General features: G+C 65.1%; 16 protein-coding genes and 1 pseudogene. 9 read left to right on the forward strand and 8 right to left on the reverse strand.

Going from position 1 to position 19,892, the window contains the following annotated elements:
- The first annotated feature begins 8 nt into the window (after window positions 1-8).
- From CH305_RS18925 to proB, 9 genes are all read left to right on the forward strand, one after another.
- A complete protein-coding gene (locus tag CH305_RS18925; RefSeq protein WP_094610071.1) occupies window positions 9-2,678 on the forward strand; it encodes a valine--tRNA ligase in 2,670 nt (889 codons plus the stop codon).
- Window positions 2,679-4,109: a folylpolyglutamate synthase/dihydrofolate synthase family protein gene (locus CH305_RS18930; protein ID WP_052077517.1), complete on the forward strand. Its 1,431-nt coding sequence runs from the start codon at window positions 2,679-2,681 to the stop codon at window positions 4,107-4,109. It abuts the gene before it with no gap.
- Window positions 4,106-4,495 carry a DUF4233 domain-containing protein gene (locus CH305_RS18935; protein ID WP_032379204.1) on the forward strand — a complete coding sequence of 130 codons (390 nt, stop codon included), beginning with the start codon at window positions 4,106-4,108 and terminating at the stop codon, window positions 4,493-4,495. Before CH305_RS18930 ends, CH305_RS18935 begins: the two co-directional genes overlap by 4 nt.
- A 67-nt stretch (window positions 4,496-4,562) precedes the next feature.
- Window positions 4,563-4,976, forward strand: a complete 414-nt coding sequence (gene ndk / locus CH305_RS18940; protein ID WP_032379203.1) for a nucleoside-diphosphate kinase — start codon at window positions 4,563-4,565, stop codon at window positions 4,974-4,976.
- Between the two features lie 502 nt (window positions 4,977-5,478).
- Complete coding sequence (locus tag CH305_RS18945) at window positions 5,479-8,907, forward strand: translation initiation factor IF-2 N-terminal domain-containing protein (protein ID WP_094704591.1); 3,429 nt, start codon at window positions 5,479-5,481, stop codon at window positions 8,905-8,907.
- 234 nt (window positions 8,908-9,141) lie between these two features.
- Window positions 9,142-9,453, forward strand: a complete 312-nt coding sequence (gene rplU / locus CH305_RS18950; RefSeq protein WP_027497555.1) for a 50S ribosomal protein L21 — start codon at window positions 9,142-9,144, stop codon at window positions 9,451-9,453.
- Between the two features lie 59 nt (window positions 9,454-9,512).
- On the forward strand, window positions 9,513-9,776 hold the full coding sequence (gene rpmA, locus CH305_RS18955) for a 50S ribosomal protein L27 (protein WP_032379202.1): 264 nt from the start codon (window positions 9,513-9,515) through the stop codon (window positions 9,774-9,776).
- A 172-nt stretch (window positions 9,777-9,948) separates the two neighbouring features.
- Window positions 9,949-11,400 carry a GTPase ObgE gene (gene obgE / locus CH305_RS18960; protein WP_032368196.1) on the forward strand — a complete coding sequence of 484 codons (1,452 nt, stop codon included), beginning with the start codon at window positions 9,949-9,951 and terminating at the stop codon, window positions 11,398-11,400.
- Window positions 11,401-11,402: 2 nt separating this feature from the next.
- Complete coding sequence (proB, locus tag CH305_RS18965) at window positions 11,403-12,542, forward strand: glutamate 5-kinase (protein WP_176458292.1); 1,140 nt, start codon at window positions 11,403-11,405, stop codon at window positions 12,540-12,542.
- Here the strand turns inward: proB and CH305_RS18970 are convergent.
- From CH305_RS18970 to CH305_RS19000, 8 genes and pseudogenes are all read right to left on the reverse strand, one after another.
- Window positions 12,515-13,381, reverse strand: coding sequence for a Sir2 family NAD-dependent protein deacetylase (locus CH305_RS18970; RefSeq protein ID WP_179278347.1), 867 nt, complete (start codon window positions 13,379-13,381; stop codon window positions 12,515-12,517). The genes proB and CH305_RS18970 overlap by 28 nt on opposite strands.
- A 97-nt stretch (window positions 13,382-13,478) precedes the next feature.
- Window positions 13,479-13,877, reverse strand: coding sequence for an ectoine synthase (locus CH305_RS18975; RefSeq protein ID WP_032379201.1), 399 nt, complete (start codon window positions 13,875-13,877; stop codon window positions 13,479-13,481).
- Between the two features lie 40 nt (window positions 13,878-13,917).
- Window positions 13,918-15,195 carry a diaminobutyrate--2-oxoglutarate transaminase gene (gene ectB, locus CH305_RS18980; protein WP_052058464.1) on the reverse strand — a complete coding sequence of 426 codons (1,278 nt, stop codon included), beginning with the start codon at window positions 15,193-15,195 and terminating at the stop codon, window positions 13,918-13,920.
- Between the two features lie 48 nt (window positions 15,196-15,243).
- Window positions 15,244-15,816: pseudogene (ectA, locus tag CH305_RS29530) on the reverse strand (diaminobutyrate acetyltransferase); the annotation flags it as partial.
- A gap of 103 nt (window positions 15,817-15,919) precedes the next feature.
- Window positions 15,920-18,037, reverse strand: coding sequence for an ATP-dependent DNA helicase RecQ (locus CH305_RS18985; protein ID WP_094704659.1), 2,118 nt, complete (start codon window positions 18,035-18,037; stop codon window positions 15,920-15,922).
- 72 nt (window positions 18,038-18,109) lie between these two features.
- Window positions 18,110-18,514, reverse strand: a complete 405-nt coding sequence (locus CH305_RS18990) for a VOC family protein (RefSeq protein WP_094704592.1) — start codon at window positions 18,512-18,514, stop codon at window positions 18,110-18,112.
- A 9-nt stretch (window positions 18,515-18,523) separates the two neighbouring features.
- Window positions 18,524-18,991, reverse strand: coding sequence for a helix-turn-helix transcriptional regulator (locus CH305_RS18995; protein WP_032402395.1), 468 nt, complete (start codon window positions 18,989-18,991; stop codon window positions 18,524-18,526).
- Window positions 18,988-19,860: a ribokinase gene (locus tag CH305_RS19000; protein ID WP_032402541.1), complete on the reverse strand. Its 873-nt coding sequence runs from the start codon at window positions 19,858-19,860 to the stop codon at window positions 18,988-18,990. Before CH305_RS19000 ends, CH305_RS18995 begins: the two co-directional genes overlap by 4 nt.
- Window positions 19,861-19,892: the final 32 nt, after the last annotated feature.

The following is a 19,892-nucleotide window of genomic DNA, read 5'->3' on the forward strand; positions in this document are numbered from 1 at the left end:
ATCGCCGCGTGACCAGTTCCGTGCCAGAGACACCCGACAATCCAGCAGACCGCTTGCCCAAGAACTGGGACCCGAGCGAGGTAGAGGCCGAGCTGTACCGTTCCTGGGTCGACGCCGGGTACTTCGAGGCCGATGCCACCAGCGGCAAGCCGCCGTACTCCATCGTGCTGCCTCCGCCGAACGTCACCGGCAGCCTGCACATGGGGCACGCTCTGGACCACACGCTGATGGACGCGCTGAGTCGCCGCAAGAGGATGCTCGGGTACGAGGTGCTGTGGCTGCCGGGCATGGACCACGCGGGCATCGCCACGCAGACCGTGGTGGAAAAGCAGCTCGCCGCAGACGGTAAGACCAAGGAAGAGTTCGGCCGCGAGCTGTTCATCGACAAGGTCTGGGACTGGAAGCGCGAATCCGGCGGAACCATCGGCGGCCAGATGCGACGGATCGGCGACGGTGTCGATTGGAGCCGCGAGCGGTTCACCATGGACGACGGTCTGTCCGAGGCTGTGCAGACCATGTTCAAGCGGATGTTCGACGACGGCTTGATCTACCGTGCGGAGCGGCTCGTCAACTGGTCCCCGGTGTTGCAGACTGCCATTTCCGACATCGAGGTCAAGTTCGAGGATGTCGAGGGCGAACTCGTCTCGCTCCGTTACGGCTCCCTCGACGATTCCGAGCCGCACGTGATCGTCGCGACCACGCGAGTGGAGACGATGCTCGGCGACACCGCAGTGGCGGTGCATCCCGACGACGAGAGATACAAGGCTCTGGTCGGCACCACCCTCGAGCACCCGTTCACGGGTCGGCAGATCCCGATCATCGCCGACGACTACGTCGATCCCGAATTCGGCACGGGCGCAGTGAAGATCACCCCCGCACACGACCCCAACGACTTCGAGATGGGTGTGCGGCACTCGCTGCCGATGCCGTCGATCATGGACAAGGCCGGCCGAATCACGGACACCGGAACACAATTCGACGGGATGGACCGCTTCGAGGCGCGCGTCAAGGTTCGTGAAGCTCTCGCCGAACAGGGCCGCGTGGTCGCCGAGAAGCGTCCGTACCTGCACAGCGTCGGCCATTCCGAGCGCAGCGGCGAGCCGATCGAACCGCGGCTGTCCCTGCAGTGGTGGGTCAAGGTCGACGGCCTCGCGAAAGCTGCCGGTGACGCAGTACGCAACGGCGATACCGTCATTCACCCCAAGAGTCAGGAGCCACGCTGGTTCGCCTGGGTCGACAACATGCACGATTGGTGCATCTCGCGCCAGTTGTGGTGGGGACATCGGATTCCGATCTGGTACGGACCCGACGGTGAGACCGTCTGCCTCGGACCGGGAGAAAGTGCGCCCGAGGGCTGGGAGCAGGATCCCGACGTCCTCGACACCTGGTTCTCGTCCGGCCTCTGGCCTTTCTCGACGATGGGGTGGCCGGAAGCCACGGCTGATCTCGAGAAGTTCTATCCCACCGGCGTTCTCGTCACCGGGTACGACATCCTCTTCTTCTGGGTCGCCCGCATGATGATGTTCGGCACCTACGTCGGAGCCGACGACGCGATCACCGCAGGCAAGCAAGGGCCGCAGGTTCCGTTCCGAGATGTGTTCCTGCACGGATTGATTCGCGACCAGTACGGCAAGAAGATGTCGAAGTCGCGCGGCAACGGAATCGATCCGCTCGATTGGGTCGATCGGTTCGGTGCAGATGCGCTGCGCTTCACGCTCGCTCGCGGTGCCAACCCGGGTGCGGACATGTCGGTCGGTGAGGACCACGCGCAGTCCTCGCGCAACTTCGCGAACAAGCTGTTCAACGCCACCAAGTTCGCCCTGATGAACGGTGCGGCACCGGCAGACCTACCCCCGCGTGCCCAGCTGACCGACGCCGACCGTTGGATCCTGGATCGACTCGAACAGGTTCGTGCAGAGGTGGATTCGGCCTTCGACCGCTACGAGTTCAGTAAGGCCTGTGAGGCGCTCTACCACTTCGCCTGGGACGAGGTCTGCGATTGGTACCTCGAGATAGCCAAAGTGCAGTTCGCCGACGAAGCCATCGCCGCCACCACGCGCGGAGTGCTCGGAAACGTGCTCGACGCGTTGCTGCGCCTGCTGCATCCGGTCATTCCGTTCGTGACCGAGACGCTGTGGAAGGTGCTCACCGGCGGCGAGTCCCTGGTGATCGCGACGTGGCCTGCCCCTGCCGCTGAGCCTCTCGATCACGTTGCGGCACAACGGATCGCGGACATGCAGCGCCTGATCACCGAAGTCCGCCGATTCCGCAGCGATCAAGGGCTCAAGCCCTCGCAGAAGGTCGCGGCCCGCATCGTCGGAGTATCCGAGGCGGATCTGGACGGACAGATTTCGGCGGTCACGGCTCTGGCCCGACTGACCGAGCCGGCCGAGGACTTCGCGGCCACGGCGTCGGTGGAGGTGCGACTGAGCAAAGCGACCGTGGTCGTCGAACTGGACACCTCGGGCACCGTCGACCTGGTCGCCGAACGAGCTCGGCTGGTGAAGGATCTCGCCGCTGCCGAGAAGGAGTTGGCGCAGACCACCGGAAAGCTCGGTAACGAGGCGTTCCTTGCGAAGGCTCCTGATGCTGTGGTGGACAAGATCAGAACGCGACAGTCCATCGCGCAGGAAGAAATCGCCCGGATCAACGCGCGCATCGAATCGATGGGGAACTAAGTGACCGAGCCCGACGCCGCACTGCCGACGCCGCCGCCGAGTCCGGTCGACCTCGCCGAACTGGCGTTGGTCGAGGCCGAGCTCGACAAGCGTTGGGGCGAAACGAAGATCGAGCCGTCGACGGATCGAATCTCGGCGCTGATGGACCTTCTCGGTTCGCCGCAGAAGGCGTACCCGTCGATTCATGTGGCCGGCACCAACGGCAAGACCTCGGTCACGCGCATGATCGATGCTCTGCTCACGGCCTTCCACCGACGCACGGGCCGCACCACCAGCCCGCACCTGCAGATGGCGACCGAGCGGATCAGCATCGACGGGCGGCCCATCTCGCCGCGGCTCTACGTCGACACCTACAACGAGATCGCACCGTTCGTCGAGATGATCGACGCGCAGTCCGAAGCCGCGGGCGGACCGCGAATGAGCAAGTTCGAGGTGGTCACGGCAATGGCGTTCGCAGCGTTCGCCGAGGCACCGGTGGAGGTCGCTGTCATCGAGGTCGGGCTCGGCGGACGCTGGGACGCCACCAACGTCGTCGACGGTGAGGTCGCTGTGATCACCCCGATCGGGCTCGATCACGTCGAATTCCTCGGCGACGACCTCGCGACGATCGCAGGGGAGAAGGCGGGGATCATCAAGAAGGCACCGGAATCGCTCGTGCCGCGGGACACCGTAGCGATCCTGGCGCAGCAGAAGCCCGAGGTATCGGATGTTCTGCTGCGGGCGGCGGTGCAAGCAGACGCTGCGGTGGCGCGGGCGGGATCGGAATTCACCGTGCTCGGCAGGCAGATCGCGGTGGGCGGTCAGCAACTGGAACTGCAGGGGCTCGGCGGGGTCTACACCGACATCTTTCTTCCGCTGCACGGCGAACATCAGGCTCACAATGCGTCCCTCGCGCTGGCGGCGGTCGAGGCGTTCTTCGGTGCCGGCCCGGATCGTCAACTCGATCAGGACACCGTCCGCGCCGCGTTCGCGACGATCGTCAATCCAGGGCGACTCGAGCGGGTCCGCAATGCCCCCACCGTGTTCCTCGATGCTGCACACAACCCGCACGGAGCGGCAGCCCTCGCTGCCGCCCTCAACGACGAGTTCGACTTCCGCAAACTGGTCGGCGTCGTCAGCGTCATGGCGGACAAAGACGTCGGAGCCATTCTCGACGAACTGGAGCCGGTCTTCGACGACATCGTCGTCACCCACAACGGGTCGGCACGGGCGATGGATGTGGACGCTTTGGCCGACATCGCCGTGGCCAAGTTCGGCGACGAACGCGTCGTGGTGGCGTCGACCCTGCCCGATGCCCTCGAGACAGCCATAGGCCTGGCCGAGGAAGTCGCCGAGCCGGGAGAAGCAGTCTCCGGTGCCGGAGTCGTCGTCACCGGATCCGTGGTGACCGTCGGCGCAGCTCGCACTCTGTTCGGAAAGGACCCCGCGTGAGCGAGCCAGAGTTCCGACCGCCCACGAACGACCCGTGGAAAGGCTTCCGCGGGGTCGTGGCGGGAACCCTCGTCCTCGAAGCCATCGTGACCCTGTTGGCACTGCCGGTGGTGGCGACCCTCGGTGGCGGTGCGACCTGGTTCTCGACGACGTACATCGTGGCGCTGGCCGTCGTGATGATTCTCGCCGCAGGCAAGCAGGGGGAGCCGTGGGCGATGAAGCTCAATCTGATTCTCCAACTGTTCGTGCTGGCCGGGGCCGTGTTCCACCTCTCCATCGGGGCGGTCGGCCTGATCTTCATCGCGGTCTGGCTGTATCTGCTCTACCTGCGCCGGGACATCACCGAACGGATCCGGCGAGGAATGCTGCCGGGGCAACGGGACTGACAGAGGACGCGCCTGCTTCGGCGATGCGACGCGCGCGCCTGCGCTCGCGTCCATTACTGTCGTCGACGTGACCGACCGCACCCTTGTACTGATCAAGCCCGACGGAGTTGCCCGGCGTTACGTAGGAGAGATCCTCGGCCGCGTGGAGAAGAAGGGTCTGAGCATCGTCGCACTCGAGCTCAAGACCGTCTCCCGTGAACTGGCCTCGGCTCACTACGCGGAGCACGAGAGCAAGCCGTTCTTCCCCGACCTCCTCGAGTTCATCACGTCCGGACCGGTCGTGGCCGCAGTTCTCGAGGGCCCCCGTGCCATCGCCGCCTTCCGGCAGATCGCCGGTGGCACCGACCCGGTGGCCAAGGCGGTCCCCGGCACTATCCGAGGTGACCTCGCGCTCGACGGTCAGCAGAACCTGGTGCACGGGTCGGATTCCGTGGAGTCGGCCGAACGCGAGATCGCGCTCTGGTTCCCCGGCCTGGCCTGACGGTTCCATCCTCGGCACTACAGCAACGCATCCACGCAGCCACGCCGCAACCGCTCGGTACTCGATCGGTGCGGCGTGGCGAGTACGCATCATCGCGTGTGGGATACTCGACGGAGATCGACTCCACTGCACGAGTACGTACAGGTTTCACGCTCCACCGAAGTCAAGGCTTCACCGAAGTTCGCTAGACCGGTGTTGTGGATTCGATCGGATGACTGTCGTCTATCCGCTGCCCGTCATCGCAGATGCTCGAACGAGAGACAGGCTCGTTCGCGTTCTTGCTTGATGATCAGGCGCTCGGATCGCCGAGACACCACCATCCAGCCAGGCACTGCACGCGCTGTCGTCGACCATCGAGAACTCCGACGTGGTCATCGGCTCGAGTGCGGAGCGAGACAGAACAGCTGACGTCCAACCCGACGTGAGTACACAAGGATTGCCCTCGCGTGGCCGCGTCACACCCGACATCGGATGAACGCGCCCGGGGGCCCGAGGAGACTACGTGGCCGATCAAAGCCCGCCCGAAGATGTACAGAACGAGAACGTGGGAGGTCCGGAGCGCGACGAAGCGGTGCCCCCTGTGGAAACAGGTGCGGTGTCCCAGGCGCAACCCGACACCATCGAACTGCCCACCAGGCTGCGCGTACACGCACTGGCCAAGATCCTCGGTGTCACCAGCAAGCAGTTGCTCGTCACACTGGGTGAACTCGGCATCGAAGCGCGCAGTGCCCAGTCGAGCTTGAGCCGCGACGTTGCGGAGTCCGTCCGCGACTCGGTGAACGCGCCTGCTGCACCGGTGGTCGACTCGCCCGCCGAACGGTCCGAGCCGAGCGCTCCGTCCGAGGTGCCCTCCGCGGACGTACCGTCGGCCGAGACCTCGTGGTCCGACCCGCAACTGTTCACCAATGCACCCGCGGCGGAACCCGAGCCTGCCCAGGCCGCGGCAACGACCGACCAGGCCACGGCAACTACGTTTGCCACTCCGCTCTTCCTGCAGCCCGCCGCCGTGGATGCTGCTGCTCCGGAGTCCACGGAGTCACCGGCAGAGCCCCCGGCCCGCCGTCGACGCAGTCGCAAGGCAGCGCCGAAGGACGAGGCCGCGAACGCCGACAGCACCGAGAACACAGCCACGGTCGAGAACACAGCCACGACCGAGACCACCGAACCTCGAGCCGACGAGACCGAGTCCGTCGTACCCGCGGTCGACGAGTCGACTGCGTCCGACGGCTCTACCGACGATGACGGCGACGACGATCAGTCCCAGCCACGACGCCGCAGGCGAGGGCGTCGCGGCCGGGGCCGTGGTCGCGGGGAACAGTCCTCGGACGAGAACTCGACCGACGAGAATTCGGACGACGATTCCACGAGTGACACCGACAGCATCGATTCTGCCGACGCAGAGTCGTCCGACGGGACCGACGCGGACTCGGACGAGTCCTCCGCCGGTGACGACCAGCAGTCGGGCTCGAGCAGGCGTTCGCGTCGGTCGCGCACCCGAAACCGATCCTCGGACCGGCAGAACTCCGACTCGAACGATGCCTCGGACGACACCCGCGCAGCGGACTCCTCGGCCGAGGACAAGGACGACGAGTCGGATTCGGATGCGCAGGACAACTTCGACGACTCCGACAACGGTGGTTCGGAGGGAGACGGCTCCAGCCGCCGTCGCCGCCGTCGTCGCCGTCGTAAGACCGGAGCCGAGGTAGCGGCCGAGGCTGCAGCGTCCGAGGACGACCCGCCGAACACGGTCGTGCACGAGCGGGAGCCGCGGAACAAGAGCCGCGCCCCCAGGGACGAGGTCCAGGGGATCACCGGTTCGACACGTCTCGAGGCCAAGCGTCAGCGACGGCGCGACGGCCGCGATGCCGGTCGTCGTCGACCGCCGATTCTGACCGAGTCCGAGTTCCTGGCGCGGCGTGAGTCCGTGGACCGGGTCATGGTCGTGCGCGAGAAGGCCACCCCTGACCACCCGTTGACCACACAGGTTGCCGTGCTCGAAGACGGCGTGCTCGTGGAGCACTTCGTCACCAGCAGCGCGACCGCGTCCATGGTCGGAAATGTCTATCTCGGGCGCGTCCAGAACGTGTTGCCGAGCATGGAAGCAGCATTCATCGACATCGGCCGTGGCCGCAACGGTGTGCTGTACGCCGGTGAGGTCAACTGGGACGCTGCCGGCCTGGGTGGCAATTCGCGGAAGATCGAGCAGGCCCTCAAGCCGGGCGATCAGGTTCTCGTCCAGGTGAGCAAGGACCCCGTGGGGCACAAGGGTGCTCGCCTGACGACGCAGCTCTCGCTCGCGGGACGCTTTCTCGTGTACGTGCCCGGCGGTAGCTCCACCGGCATCAGCCGCAAGCTGCCCGACACCGAACGCAAGCGTCTGAAGGACATTCTCCGAGACATCGTTCCTCCCGAGGCGGGTGTCATCATCCGCACCGCGGCCGAGGGCGTCAGCGAGGAAGAGCTCGCCCGCGATGTGACGCGACTGCAGGCGCAGTGGGCGAGCATCGAGGAGCGCTCGGCCAATGCCGAGACCGGAAAGGGTGTGCAGCCGCAGACCCTCTACGAAGAGCCCGACATGCTCGTCAAGGTCATTCGTGATCTGTTCAACGAGGACTTCTCGAAGCTCGTCATCGAGGGCGACAAGGCGTGGACGACGACGTCGAACTACGTCGAGACCGTCGCACCGGACATGGTGGAGCGGCTGCAGCGCTACGAGGCCGACGGCAGTTCTGTCGACGTCTTCGCCGCGCATCGTATCGACGAGCAGCTTGCCAAAGCGCTCGATCGTAAGGTCTGGCTGCCTTCCGGCGGCACCCTGGTGATCGATCGCACCGAGGCGATGACCGTCGTCGACGTCAACACCGGCAAGTTCACCGGTTCGGGCGGCAACCTCGAAGAGACGGTCACTCGCAACAACATCGAGGCGGCCGAGGAAGTCGTCCGTCAGATGCGTCTGCGCGACATCGGCGGAATGATCGTGGTCGACTTCATCGACATGGTGCTCGAATCCAACCGCGATCTGGTGCTGCGCCGACTGACCGAGGCGCTGGGTCGCGACCGCACGCGCCACCAGGTCTCCGAGGTGACCTCGCTCGGGTTGGTGCAGATGACTCGAAAGAAGCTCGGTACCGGGCTCGTCGAGGCGTTCTCCACGACCTGCGAGCACTGCCAGGGACGCGGCATCATCGTGCATCCGTTCCCCATCGACGCCAAGCCGGACAACGACGGCCGCTCCAATTCGTCGCGCTCGGAGTCGAGCAGCTCGGGCACGAGCAGCAGGCGGCGACGAGGCAAGGACAACAAGGCCGACGGGAACGACGGCAGTGAGCGCACCACCTCGAACTCCCAGTCGGGAGCCGCGGACGGGGCCGATCACCCCGCAGTCGACCCGTCGATCAAGAGGGCGCACCCTGTCGCCCTGGCGATGGCGGCACACCACGACGACGTGGTTGCCGACGTCAGCCCCGCCGACGTCGAGACATCGCCTGCGAGTGAGACTTCGGACGCAGGTGCTGTCGTGACGGTTGTCTCCGTCGAGGATGTCGACGTTGCCGCCGCGTCGGTCGCCGATGCGGAGTCGAACGTCGCTCTCGTTGCCGAGACCACCGAGTCGGCAGCCGACCAGCCTGCCGCCGAGCCGCCCGTCGAGGTCGAACCGGTGGCACCGAAGGCTCGGCGTGGACGCCGGGTTGCGCGGAAGGCGGCTGCTCCGACCAGTGCGGCACCGGACGCCGGTGTGGTTCTCGTGGTGCCGGTTTCGGGCGACGCCGCCCCTGCCGGTGCGGCAGAGGCCACCGAAGCCGAGGTGTCGGAACCATTGACGTCGGCGGCCGAGCAGCCCGTCGAGCCGGTGGAGGTGCCGACGGCACGTCCTCGCAGACGGCGCGCAGCAGCGCGGCCTGCAGGTCCTCCGGTGGACATCGATGCCTAGCAGTTCAGGCAGTTTGACCCTGGCCGTCTCTCTGCCGTAACCTTGATAAGTCGCTCCCGGTGACACCGTTCTGCTGTGCCGTAGTGGTCCTGCAGGGAACAACGGTTCTCGAGCGGGTCGAGATGATCATCATCCCGGCCGGCCGATAGGGAGCAAGCAAACACGTTTTACCAGACCAGTCGTGTTGCCATGTGCAACGCGAGCAAGTTCGAAGAAGCAAGGGGTAGCCCTCCGATGGCAACGTACGCGATCGTCAAGACCGGCGGAAAGCAGTACAAGGTCGCTGTTGGTGACCTCGTCAAGGTCGAGAAGATCGAGGGAGCGCCCGGCACTGCTGTCTCGCTTGCTCCGGTCCTCGTCGTAGACGGATCCGACCTGACCACAGATGCAGACAAGCTGGCGAAGATCTCGGTCGCCAGTGAGATCGTCGAGCACACCAAGGGCCCGAAGATCCGCATCCACAAGTTCAAGAACAAGACCGGATACCACAAGCGTCAGGGACACAGGCAGAAGCTGACTGTCCTCAAGGTCACCGGCATCAAGTAACCAGGTCTCACCGGACCCGCGTTCTTTTCAGCTGATTAACCCCGAGGAGGGTATGCAACATGGCACATAAGAAGGGTGCATCAAGCTCCCGTAACGGTCGCGACTCGAATGCACAGCGCCTCGGCGTCAAGCGCTTCGGCGGCCAGACCGTAGGCGCAGGCGAGATCCTGGTCCGTCAGCGCGGCACGCACTTCCACCCCGGCGTCAACGTCGGTCGCGGCGGCGACGACACCTTGTTCGCACTCGCTCCCGGCGCAGTCGAATTCGGTGCCAAGCGCGGACGCAAGACCGTGAACATCGTTCCGGTCGCTGTAGAGGCCTAGTCCTTCTGCAGCGCTCGCGCTCGTAGATGATCCGATCGAGCAGCAACTGCTCGATCGAACATTCACGGCGTACGTTCACAGCTCCCGATAGGGGCGGACCAGGGTCACGAGACCGGTCCGCCCCTATCGCTTTTTTTCTCCCGCTTTTTCTCAGAAAGGATCGAAGACAGCTATGTCACGATTCATCGACCGCGTGGTGCTGCACGTCAGCGCCGGCAAAGGTGGCAACGGCTGCTCTTCGGTTCACCGCGAAAAGTTCAAGCCTCTCGGTGGCCCGGACGGTGGAAACGGCGGGCAGGGTGGCGGTGTCATCTTCGTCGTCGACAGCAACGTCCACACTCTGCTCGACTTCCACTTCTCCAGCCACGCCAAGGCGGGCAACGGAACTCAGGGCATGGGTGGCAACCGAGAGGGTGCCAACGGCGAGGACCTGATTCTCAAGGTCCCCGACGGCACTGTCGTTCTCGACAAGAAGGGGAACGTCCTCGCCGACATGATCGGTGAGGGAACACGTTTCGACGCGGCACCGGGCGGACGTGGTGGCCTCGGCAACGCTGCACTCGCGTCCAAGGCTCGCCGGGCACCCGGCTTCGCGCTGCTCGGCGAAGAAGGCATCGAGCGCGAGCTGGTGCTCGAGCTGAAGTCCGTCGCCGATGTCGGTCTCGTCGGTTTCCCGTCGGCCGGCAAGTCGTCGCTGGTCTCGGTGCTCTCCGCAGCGAAGCCGAAGATCGCCGACTACCCCTTCACCACACTGGTACCGAATCTCGGAGTGGTCTCCAGCGGAGACACCACGTTCACCGTCGCCGACGTACCCGGGCTGATCCCCGGAGCGAGTCAGGGCCGCGGTCTCGGGCTGGACTTCCTGCGGCACCTCGAGCGTTGCGCTGTGCTCGCACACGTAGTCGACTGCGCGACACTGGATCCGGGCCGCGACCCGATCTCCGACGTCGACGCCCTCGAAGCCGAGTTGGCGGCATACAAGCCGGCACTGTCCGGCGATGCCAGCCTCGGCGACCTCGCCGACCGACCGCGCATCGTCGTACTGAACAAGGCGGACATTCCCGAGGGTGCCGAGCTCGCGGAGATGGTGACCGCCGAGTTCGAGTCCCGCGGCTGGCCGGTGTTCACCATCTCGGCGGTGACGCGCGCCGGCCTCAAGCCGCTGACGTTCGCGTTGGCGAAGCTCGTCGAGGACTACCGCACAGCTCATCCGGCCCCCGAGCCGCGGCGTCAGGTGCTGCGTCCCGTCGCTCGAAACGACGACAGCTTCAAGGTCGTCAAGGATCCGGACATCCCTGACGGCTTCATCGTTCGGGGTACGCGCCCCGAGCGGTGGGTTCGCCAGACGCAGTTCACCAACGACGAGGCCGTCGGCTACCTCGCGGACCGGCTCGCGCGCCTCGGCGTCGAGGACGCGTTGATCAAGGCCGGTGCTCAACCGGGTGCCTCGGTCACCATCGGCGACGTCTCGTTCGACTGGGAGCCGCAGACACCGGCCGGTGTCGAGATCACCATGACCGGCCGCGGCACCGATGCTCGACTCGATCAGGTCGAGCGCATCGGCGCATCCGAACGTAAGCATGCCCGCCAGGTACGCCGCGGGCTCGATACCGAACAGGAGTAGACGTGGTGTCGGTGCGTGAATCCGATTCGCCCGTAACGGCTCTCACCGATACCCGTCGCACGATTGCCGACGCCAAGCGCATCGTGGTCAAGATCGGATCCTCGGCGCTCACCAGTCTCGACACCGGTCTCGATCTGGGCCGACTCGATCTGCTCGCCGATGCCATCGAGTCGCGGATGCGTAGCGGCACCGACGTGGTGGTCGTCTCGTCCGGCGCGATCGGTGCAGGCATGGCACCGCTCGGCCTCACCAGACGTCCGCGCGATCTGGCAACGAAGCAGGCCGCGGCGAGCGTAGGACAGCTTGCTCTGGTCAACGCCTGGAGTTCGTCGTTCCATCGGTACGGACGCACGGTGGGGCAGGTGTTGCTGACAGCCGAGGACATCGCGCGTCGAACCAATCACCGCAATGCGCAGCGCACGTTGGATCGACTGCGCTCGCTCGGTGCGGTCGCCATCGTCAACGAGAACGACACCGTCGCCACCGCGGAGATTCGCTTCGGCGACAACGATCGCCTCGCAGCTCTGGTGGCACATCTCGTCGGTGCGGACGCACTGTTCCTGCTCTCGGATGTCGACGGGTTGTACGACGGCGATCCCCGCAAGGGTTCCGCCACGTTGATTCCAGATGTCTCGAGCCCGGAGGATCTCGACGGCGTGGTCGCCGGGTCCGGGGGAGCACTCGGTACCGGCGGAATGGCCTCCAAGCTGTCCGCTGCCCGCCTGGCGGCCGACGCAGGTGTGCCCGTGCTGTTGGCTGCGGCGTCCGACGCTGCCCAGGCGCTGACAACGTCCGAGGTGGGTACCGCATTCGCAGCTCGGCCGACACGGTTGTCCGCTCGCAAGTTCTGGGTGCGGCATGCCGCCGATGCAGCGGGCGAACTGCACCTGGACGCTGGGGCCGTGCGAGCGGTCGTGGAGCGTCGACGGTCGTTGCTGTCCGCTGGGGTCACGTCGGTGACGGGTGCCTTTCACGGTGGAGATGTGGTCTCGCTGATGGACCCGGACGGCACACTGGTGGCCCGCGGGGTCGTCGCATACGACTCGGGAGAACTGGCCGGCATGCTCGGCCGGTCGACGGGGGAGTTGGCCGCGGAGCTACAGCGGCCGGTGGTTCACGCCGACGATCTGGTTCCCGCCTGATCGAGTGTGTCGGCCAGCGCTGTCGCGGTCTCGGAGCAACCCGCATGCACTGTGAGAGAGGCGAATTCGTCGCCGCGAGTGGTCCCGCGATTGACGATGACGATCGGCTTTCCGGTCTTGGACGCGTGCCGGACGAAACGTAGGCCGGACATGACGGTCAGCGAGGAGCCGAGCACCAGCAGTGCATCACTCCGGTCCACCAGATCGTAGGCCTCGGCAACGCGCGGCTTGGGTACGCTTTCGCCGAAGTAGACGATGTCGGGTTTGAGTATGCCGGAACATGTTTCGCAATCGACCATTCGGAAGTGTGCGGTCGAGGAGATGATGGCGTCGGCGTCGGGAGCGATCTCGACACCGTCCGCAGGTGCGACGGATTCGAGAAAGCCGGGATTGGCGCGATCGAGCCTTCGGGCCAACTCGAACCGCGAGATCAACCGCTCGCAGTTCAGACAGCGCACCCGGGCGTAGACGCCGTGCAGGTCGACGACGTTCCGGCTGCCGGCCTTGGTGTGCAGCATGTCGACGTTCTGGGTGATGATTCCGGTGACGACGCCTGCACGTTCGAGCCGGGCGAGCGCTCGGTGTCCGTCGTTGGGCATTGCGGCGTCCATGTGCCGCCATCCGACGTGGTTGCGGGCCCAGTAGTGACGACGGAACTCGGCGTCGCCGATGAACTGCTGGAACGTCATCGGGTTGCGGGGCGGCGACTGCGGGCCGCGATAGTCGGGAATACCCGAGTCGGTGGACATGCCTGCACCGCTGACGACGGTGATCGTCCGACCGTCGAGCAGCGAGGTGAGTTGCTCGTACGTAGTCGCGGACGCGGTGGGTGCATTCACTTCGTCCAGGGTAGCGACCGATCGCACTACGGGCTACCGACACGAACGGCCCGCACGGACGCGTGTGCGTCGGTGCGGGCCGATGTACGAGTGAGGGTTACGCAGGTACCTCGACGAGGGGGTAGACGCCGTTCTCGTCGTGGGTCTCGTTGCCGACGACGGGAGGATTGAACACGCACAGCATGCGCATCTGGGTACGCGGCTCTACCGTGTGGCGCTCGTGTCCGTTGAGCAGGTACATCGATCCTGCACCGAGCTCGTAGGTCTCTCCGGTCTCGCGGTCGGTGAGCGTTCCTTCGCCTTCGATCAGCCAAACGGCCTCGACGTGGTTGGCGTAGTGGAAGTTGTTCACCGTGCCGGCTTGGATCGTGGTCTCGTGGAACGAGAATCCGACCTTGTCGCCGCCGAGAATGATTCTCTTGCTGCGCCAGTTGCCGTCTTCACTCGAGATGTCACGGTCGGTGCCGGTGATCTCCTGTGTGGTGCGAACGATCATACGATGTCCTCCTTCGATATCGGTGTGTGCGAACTGGTCTCTAGGAGAGAACCTTTGCCACTGCACTTTCGATGATGTCCAGGCCGCGGTCGAGCTCGTCGATCGTTGTGGTCAACGGGGGAAGAAGCTTGACGACCTCGTCCTTGGGGCCTGCGGTCTCGACGAGCAGACGCTCGTCGTAGCAGAGCTGAGACACCTTGCCGGCCAACTCGGCGTCGTCGAACACCAAGGCCTGGACCATGCCGCGACCGCGGGTCGAGATGCCGTCGAACTTGGCGCACAGCTTGATGAACCGATCCTGGATGTGCTCGCCCTTGGCGAGGGTTTCCTTCTCGAACTTGTCGTCGGACCAGTAGTGGTCGATAGCTGCCTTCGCCGTGACGAACGACGGGTTGAAGCCGCGGAAGGTGCCGTTGTGCTCACCCGGTGCCCAGACGTCCAGCTCGGGCTTGAACAGTGTCAGCGCCAGCGGCATGCCGTAACCGCCGATGGACTTCGACAGGGTGACGATGTCCGGGGTGATGCCGGCTTCCTCGAACGAGAAGAACTGGCCGGTGCGTCCGCAGCCCATCTGCACGTCGTCGACGATCAGCAGAATTTCGCGTCGCGAGCACAGTTCGGCCAACGCGCGCAACCACTCCGGACGTGCGACGTTGATTCCGCCCTCGCCCTGAATGGTCTCCACGATCACCGCGGCCGGACGGTTGAATCCACTGCCCGAGTCGTCGAGAACGCGCTCGAACCACTGGAAGTCCTCGGTGACGCCGCCGAAGTAGTTGTCGTACGGCATCGGGGTGGTGTGCACCAACGGAATTCCGGCGCCAGCTCGCTTCATCGAGTTGCCGGTGACCGACAACGCGCCGAGTGTCATGCCGTGGAATGCGTTGGTGAAGTTGATGATCGCCTCGCGCCCGGTGACCTTACGAGCGAGCTTGAGGGCCGCCTCGACGGTGTTGGTGCCCGTCGGGCCGGGGAACTGAACCTTGTAGTCCAAGCCGCGGGGGTCGAGGATGTTCTTCTTGAACGACTCGAGGAACTCACGCTTGGCGACGGTGGACATGTCGAGTCCGTGGGTGATGCCATCGCTGGTGATGTAGTCCACCAACGCGCTCTTGATCATGTCGTTGTTGTGGCCGTAGTTGAGTGCGCCTGCGCCACCGAAAAAATCGAGGTAGTCGTTGCCGTTCTCGTCGGTGATGACCGAGTTCTTCGCGGTGGTGAACACGGCGGGCCACTGGCGACTGTAGCTACGCACGCCGGACTCGACGGTCTCGAATACATCGGGCTTCTCTGTTGTCACTGTGTTCTTTTCGGTCATGTTCTGCTTGTTCCTTTCGTAATTCCGCGACGCGTCGGGGCCCACTGTGTAGAGCTCTTCGGCTTCGTGGCTATCAGGGAAATCGTTGGGCGCGAACAAATCCGACCTGACGATGTCGGTGCCTCGCTTGCGTGCGAGGCTCGTGAAGGTTGCGATGGACGCTTCGTTGTCCGGGCTGATCGTCGTTTCCAGATGCGTGATGCCCTGTGGTTCGAGGCGGTCGAGCAGCTCCATCAGCATGCGACCGGCAAGTCCCTTGCCACGCTGGTCCGCATCCACGGCGACCTGCCACACGAACAGTGTGCGCGGGGCGTCCTGGCGGATGTATCCGGTGACGAAACCGACTGCGCGGCCGTCGATATCGGATACGACGGTGGTGGCCGCGAAATCACGGCACCACAACACGTACGAGTAGCTGGAATTGAGGTCCAGAACTCGCGAATCTCTTGCGATCTCCCAGAGCCGGACTCCGTCGGAGATCTGTGGCTTACGAAACTTCACTGCGTCCGGCGCAGTGAGCGGGGTACCTCTCAGCAATGCGGGCTTCATAGGAAATACAAACGTAACAACGTTGCCCAGGCATATCGACTGCGCCGGGAAATCGACCCCGGAAACGGACATGCTTCCCCAGGTTAACCGCCGAATGTGATGGTGCTCACACGATCGGCGCCCGGCAGGCGTTACCCAGAAATGCGCGGTATAAACCCCGGTCTGCCGAGAATCTTTATTTCGGTGTTGCGAGCGCGAACGGCAACACCGCCGAAGCACCCGCTGACGTCAGAGCAGACGTGGCACAGGTGAACGTCCACCCGGTGTCGGTCAGCAGATCGATCAACAGAATCGGCCCTGGAACGGACGATACGTCCGGAACCTCCCACGAGTCCACCAGCCCGGCGACCCGAAACGCCGAATTGGCGGCCGATACCGGCGGATGACCGGGCCTGACCTGCATCATCCCCAGATCCTGCAACTTGCCGACGGCTGCCAATCGAGCGGCGATCGACCGCACCAACAGCGGGTGGGTGGGGGAGTCGAGGGCGAGAACGGCAGAGGGCCGCTGCGTCCAGTCCCAATTGGCCAGCACTGTGATGCAGGCTTTCTCGAGAGCATCGGTGGCAGGGGCATCGGGCGCGTCCAGCAGAGCCCGCAAGCGGCTACCCCAGCCCAGGTCGGTCAAGCGACCCAACACACGTCCCGGCTCGTGTGGATCGGCGATCTTGCCCGAGAGGGATACACCCAGCTTCTTCATGCCGCTCGGCCACTGCTTTCTCGGCTGCAGGTCGATGCCCGGCCGATCCAGCCGTGCTCTTGCCGAATCGACCGAGGCCGCGTCGACGGAAGCGGACGGGTGCTCACCCGTGCAGTTGTCACACCGGCCGCAGCGATCGGACTCGCTGCCCGGTGCGCCGAGGTCGGGATCGTCGAGCTGCCGACGCAGGAACTCCATCCGGCACCCGTCGGTGCTCTGGTAGTCGAGCATGGCCTGCTGTTCGCGGTCCCTCGCTTGTTCGAGGCGCTCGTAACGGTCCGCGTCGTACGACCACTGCTCCCCGGTGGCCATCCAGCCGCCACGAACGCGTCTGACCGCTCCGTCGACGTCGAGGACCTTGAGGACCATTTCGAGCCTGCTGCGGTTCAGCTCCACCAGCGGCTCCAGTGCCTGCGTCGACTGAGCCTTCTCGGTGTTCAAGGCCTCTATGACCTGCCGCACCAGATGTTCGCGGGGGAAGGCGACCGAGGCGAAGTAGCTCCAGATCTGCCGATCCTCGTGGCCGGGAAGCAGCACCACGTCGGCTCGTTCCGTGGCGCGCCCGGCACGGCCGACCTGCTGGTAGTACGAAATCGGAGACGATGGAGCCCCTATGTGCACCACGAAACCGAGATCGGGCTTGTCGAACCCCATGCCGAGCGCGGACGTGGCGACGAGTGCCTTGACTCGGTTGGAAAGCAGATCACCTTCGAGCGATTCGCGCTCCGTGGGGTCCGTTTGACCGGTGTACGACGCAACGACGTGGCCCTGATCGGTCAACAGGGCCGCGAGGTCCTTGGCCGCCGACACCGTCAGGGTGTAGATGATTCCGGACCCGGGCAGAGTCTTCAGGTGATCGCCGAGCCAGGCGGCCCGTTCGGTGGCGTTGTCGATTTTCACCACCGCCATGCGCAGCGAATCGCGGGCGAGCCCGCCGCGCAGTACGAGGGTGTCGCCACCGCCGACACCCAGCTGTGCCGCAACGTCGTCCACCACGCGGTCGTTGGCCGTTGCGGTGGTCGCGAGTACGGGAATACCGTCGCGCAGCTCGGCGATCAGGGTGCGGATACGCCGGTAGTCCGGCCTGAAATCGTGGCCCCAATCCGAGACGCAGTGCGCCTCGTCGACCACGACCAGGCCGGCGTCCCCGGCCAGGGACGGCAGCACCTGATCGCGGAAATCGGGGTTGTTCAAACGCTCGGGACTGACCAGCAACACATCGAGCTCACCGGAGTTGACCTGCTGGTGAATGTCGTCCCATTCGGTCATGTTCCCCGAGTTGATCGTGGCTGCGCGAACGCCTGCGCGCTCGGCGGAGGCCACCTGATTACGCATCAGCGCCAACAAGGGAGAGACGATGACGGTAGGACCCAGGCCCTGAGCGCGTAGCAGCTTCGCGGCGATGAAGTACACGGCAGACTTTCCCCAGCCTGTTCGCTGCACCACCAGAGCACGTCGACGGTGCACCACCAGGGCCTCGATCGCCGTCCACTGGTCGTCTCGCAGCACAGCGTCGGGGCCGGCGAGCTCGCGCAACAACCTCTCGGCGTCATCGCGCAAGTTGCCCACGGTCGCGTGCGTCGCTGTCGTCATACCGTCCATCGTGCAGCATCGGTACGACAAGGAACCGTGCTGCGTGCTCCTCGTTCGTTCCGCAGGCTCCAGTCAGGCTTGGCTGACGCGCACCATGTTTCCGGCCGGATCGCGGAAGGCTGCGTCGCGCGCACCCCACGGCTGACTCGTCGGTTCCTGCAGAATCTCGGCGGTACCTGCCGCTCGGATCTTTTCGAACGCTCCGTCGAGGTCATCGGCACGGAAGAGCAAGCCCGGCATTTCGCCTTTGGCGAGCAGAGCCGCGATCTGATCGCCGAGCTCCTGCGAGCGGCCCGCGTGCGGCTGCGACAACACGATCTCGATCTCGGGTTGATCACTGGGAGACAACGTGATCCAGCGATAGCCGTCGTTGGCGACCTCGCTCTTCACCTCGAGACCGAGGGTGTCGCGATAGAAGGCCAACGAGGCATCGGGGTCGTCGGTGTAGATGTGTACGTGGCTCAGTGAGAGTGTCATGACGCAAGGCTAGAACGCCCCGGTCGTCGTTGCTTCTCCGATTCTGCTCGGTTCGGTGGCGGCGTCGGCTGCAGCGGTGCCACGCATCGGCCGGCCGAGAACCATGGCTCGGCAACTCGGTACCGCTCGGCTGTCGCGGTGATCACGGGCGCGATATGCGCTGGGCGTCTCGCCGACGATCTCGGTGAACCGTGAACTGAAGGAACCGAGGCTGGTGCAACCCACCGCGAAGCACGCTTCGGTGACGGTCATATCTCCGCGGCGCAGCAGAGCTTTGGCGCGCTCGATTCTTCGGGTCATCAGATGGGCGTACGGCGTCTCCCCGTATGCCTCGCGGAAGCGGCGGCTGAAGTGCGCGGTGGACATCAGTGCCGTGCGGGCGAGGGTCGGCACGTCGAGAGGTTCGGCGAAGTCGCGGTCCATCCGATCACGTGCGCGGCGCAACAGTCGGAGTTCGTTCACGTCCGGAGCGTTCATCGAGCGGCCGCATCGCGGAGTGTGTCTATCTCGGCCCGGGTGCCTGACGAAGCGCTCGCCCCGGGTCTCGTGGCGGCGAAAGAACCTGCAGTGGTTGCCCATTCGACTGCCACGCGTGGTCCGGCGGACCACGATGCAGCGAGCGCCCCGGCGAACGCATCTCCGGCACCGGTGGTGTCGACTGCCTCGATCCGTGGTGCCGACACCTCGAACGATTCGGATCCGCGGTACCGGGCACCCTTGGCCCCCAGGGTGGTCACCACCTGTTCCACGTCGTCCGCTCGGTGTCCGATGCGGGCTTCCTCGGCCTCGTTGACCACGAGTACGTCGGTGGCTGCAATCAGGGCGTCGGGTAAGTCCTGTACCGGTGAGGGATTGAGCATCGTGATCACACCGCGAGAGTGCGCGAACTCGAATGCGGCGACCACGGTGTCGATGGGAATCTCCAACTGGCACAGTAGGATATCGGCGTCTGCGATGACGGTGCGGTCGTCGTCGGTGAGATCGCGGACGGTGCCGTTGGCGCCGGGGACGACGACGATGCTGTTCTCGGCACGGTCGTCGACGGTGATGGTGGCGATGCCACTCGAACCAGCGGCCGTACGCACTGCAGTGTCGTCGATGCCTGCGGCCGTGAGCGTGTGGCGCAGCGTTACTCCGAATTCGTCGTCTCCGACTGCTCCGAGGAAGGCGACCGACGATCCGGCTTTCGCAGCAGCAATAGCCTGGTTGGCCCCTTTACCGCCCGGGGTGGTGGTGAAGGACGTTCCCATCACGGTCTCGCCCGGATCGGGCAGGGACGGAGTGCGGGTGATCAGATCCATGTTGATGCTGCCGAGAACGACGATGCGGGGGTTCGAGGCGGACACGAACGAACTGTATCGCTCCACGAGTCCGGCTC

The organism is Rhodococcus sp. 15-649-2-2, assembly GCF_002258645.1.
Classification (GTDB): domain Bacteria; phylum Actinomycetota; class Actinomycetes; order Mycobacteriales; family Mycobacteriaceae; genus Rhodococcoides.

Coding starts and splice junctions, on each gene's coding strand:
- rplU (WP_027497555.1), top strand. CDS start 9,142: ATGGCAACGTACGCGATCGTCAAGACCGGCGGAAAGCAGTACAAGGTC.
- rpmA (WP_032379202.1), top strand. CDS start 9,513: ATGGCACATAAGAAGGGTGCATCAAGCTCCCGTAACGGTCGCGACTCG.
- obgE (WP_032368196.1), top strand. CDS start 9,949: ATGTCACGATTCATCGACCGCGTGGTGCTGCACGTCAGCGCCGGCAAA.
- CH305_RS18975 (WP_032379201.1), bottom strand. CDS start 13,877: ATGATCGTTCGCACCACACAGGAGATCACCGGCACCGACCGTGACATC.
- ectB (WP_052058464.1), bottom strand. CDS start 15,195: ATGACCGAAAAGAACACAGTGACAACAGAGAAGCCCGATGTATTCGAG.
- CH305_RS18985 (WP_094704659.1), bottom strand. CDS start 18,037: ATGACGACAGCGACGCACGCGACCGTGGGCAACTTGCGCGATGACGCC.
- CH305_RS18990 (WP_094704592.1), bottom strand. CDS start 18,514: ATGACACTCTCACTGAGCCACGTACACATCTACACCGACGACCCCGAT.
- CH305_RS18995 (WP_032402395.1), bottom strand. CDS start 18,991: ATGAACGCTCCGGACGTGAACGAACTCCGACTGTTGCGCCGCGCACGT.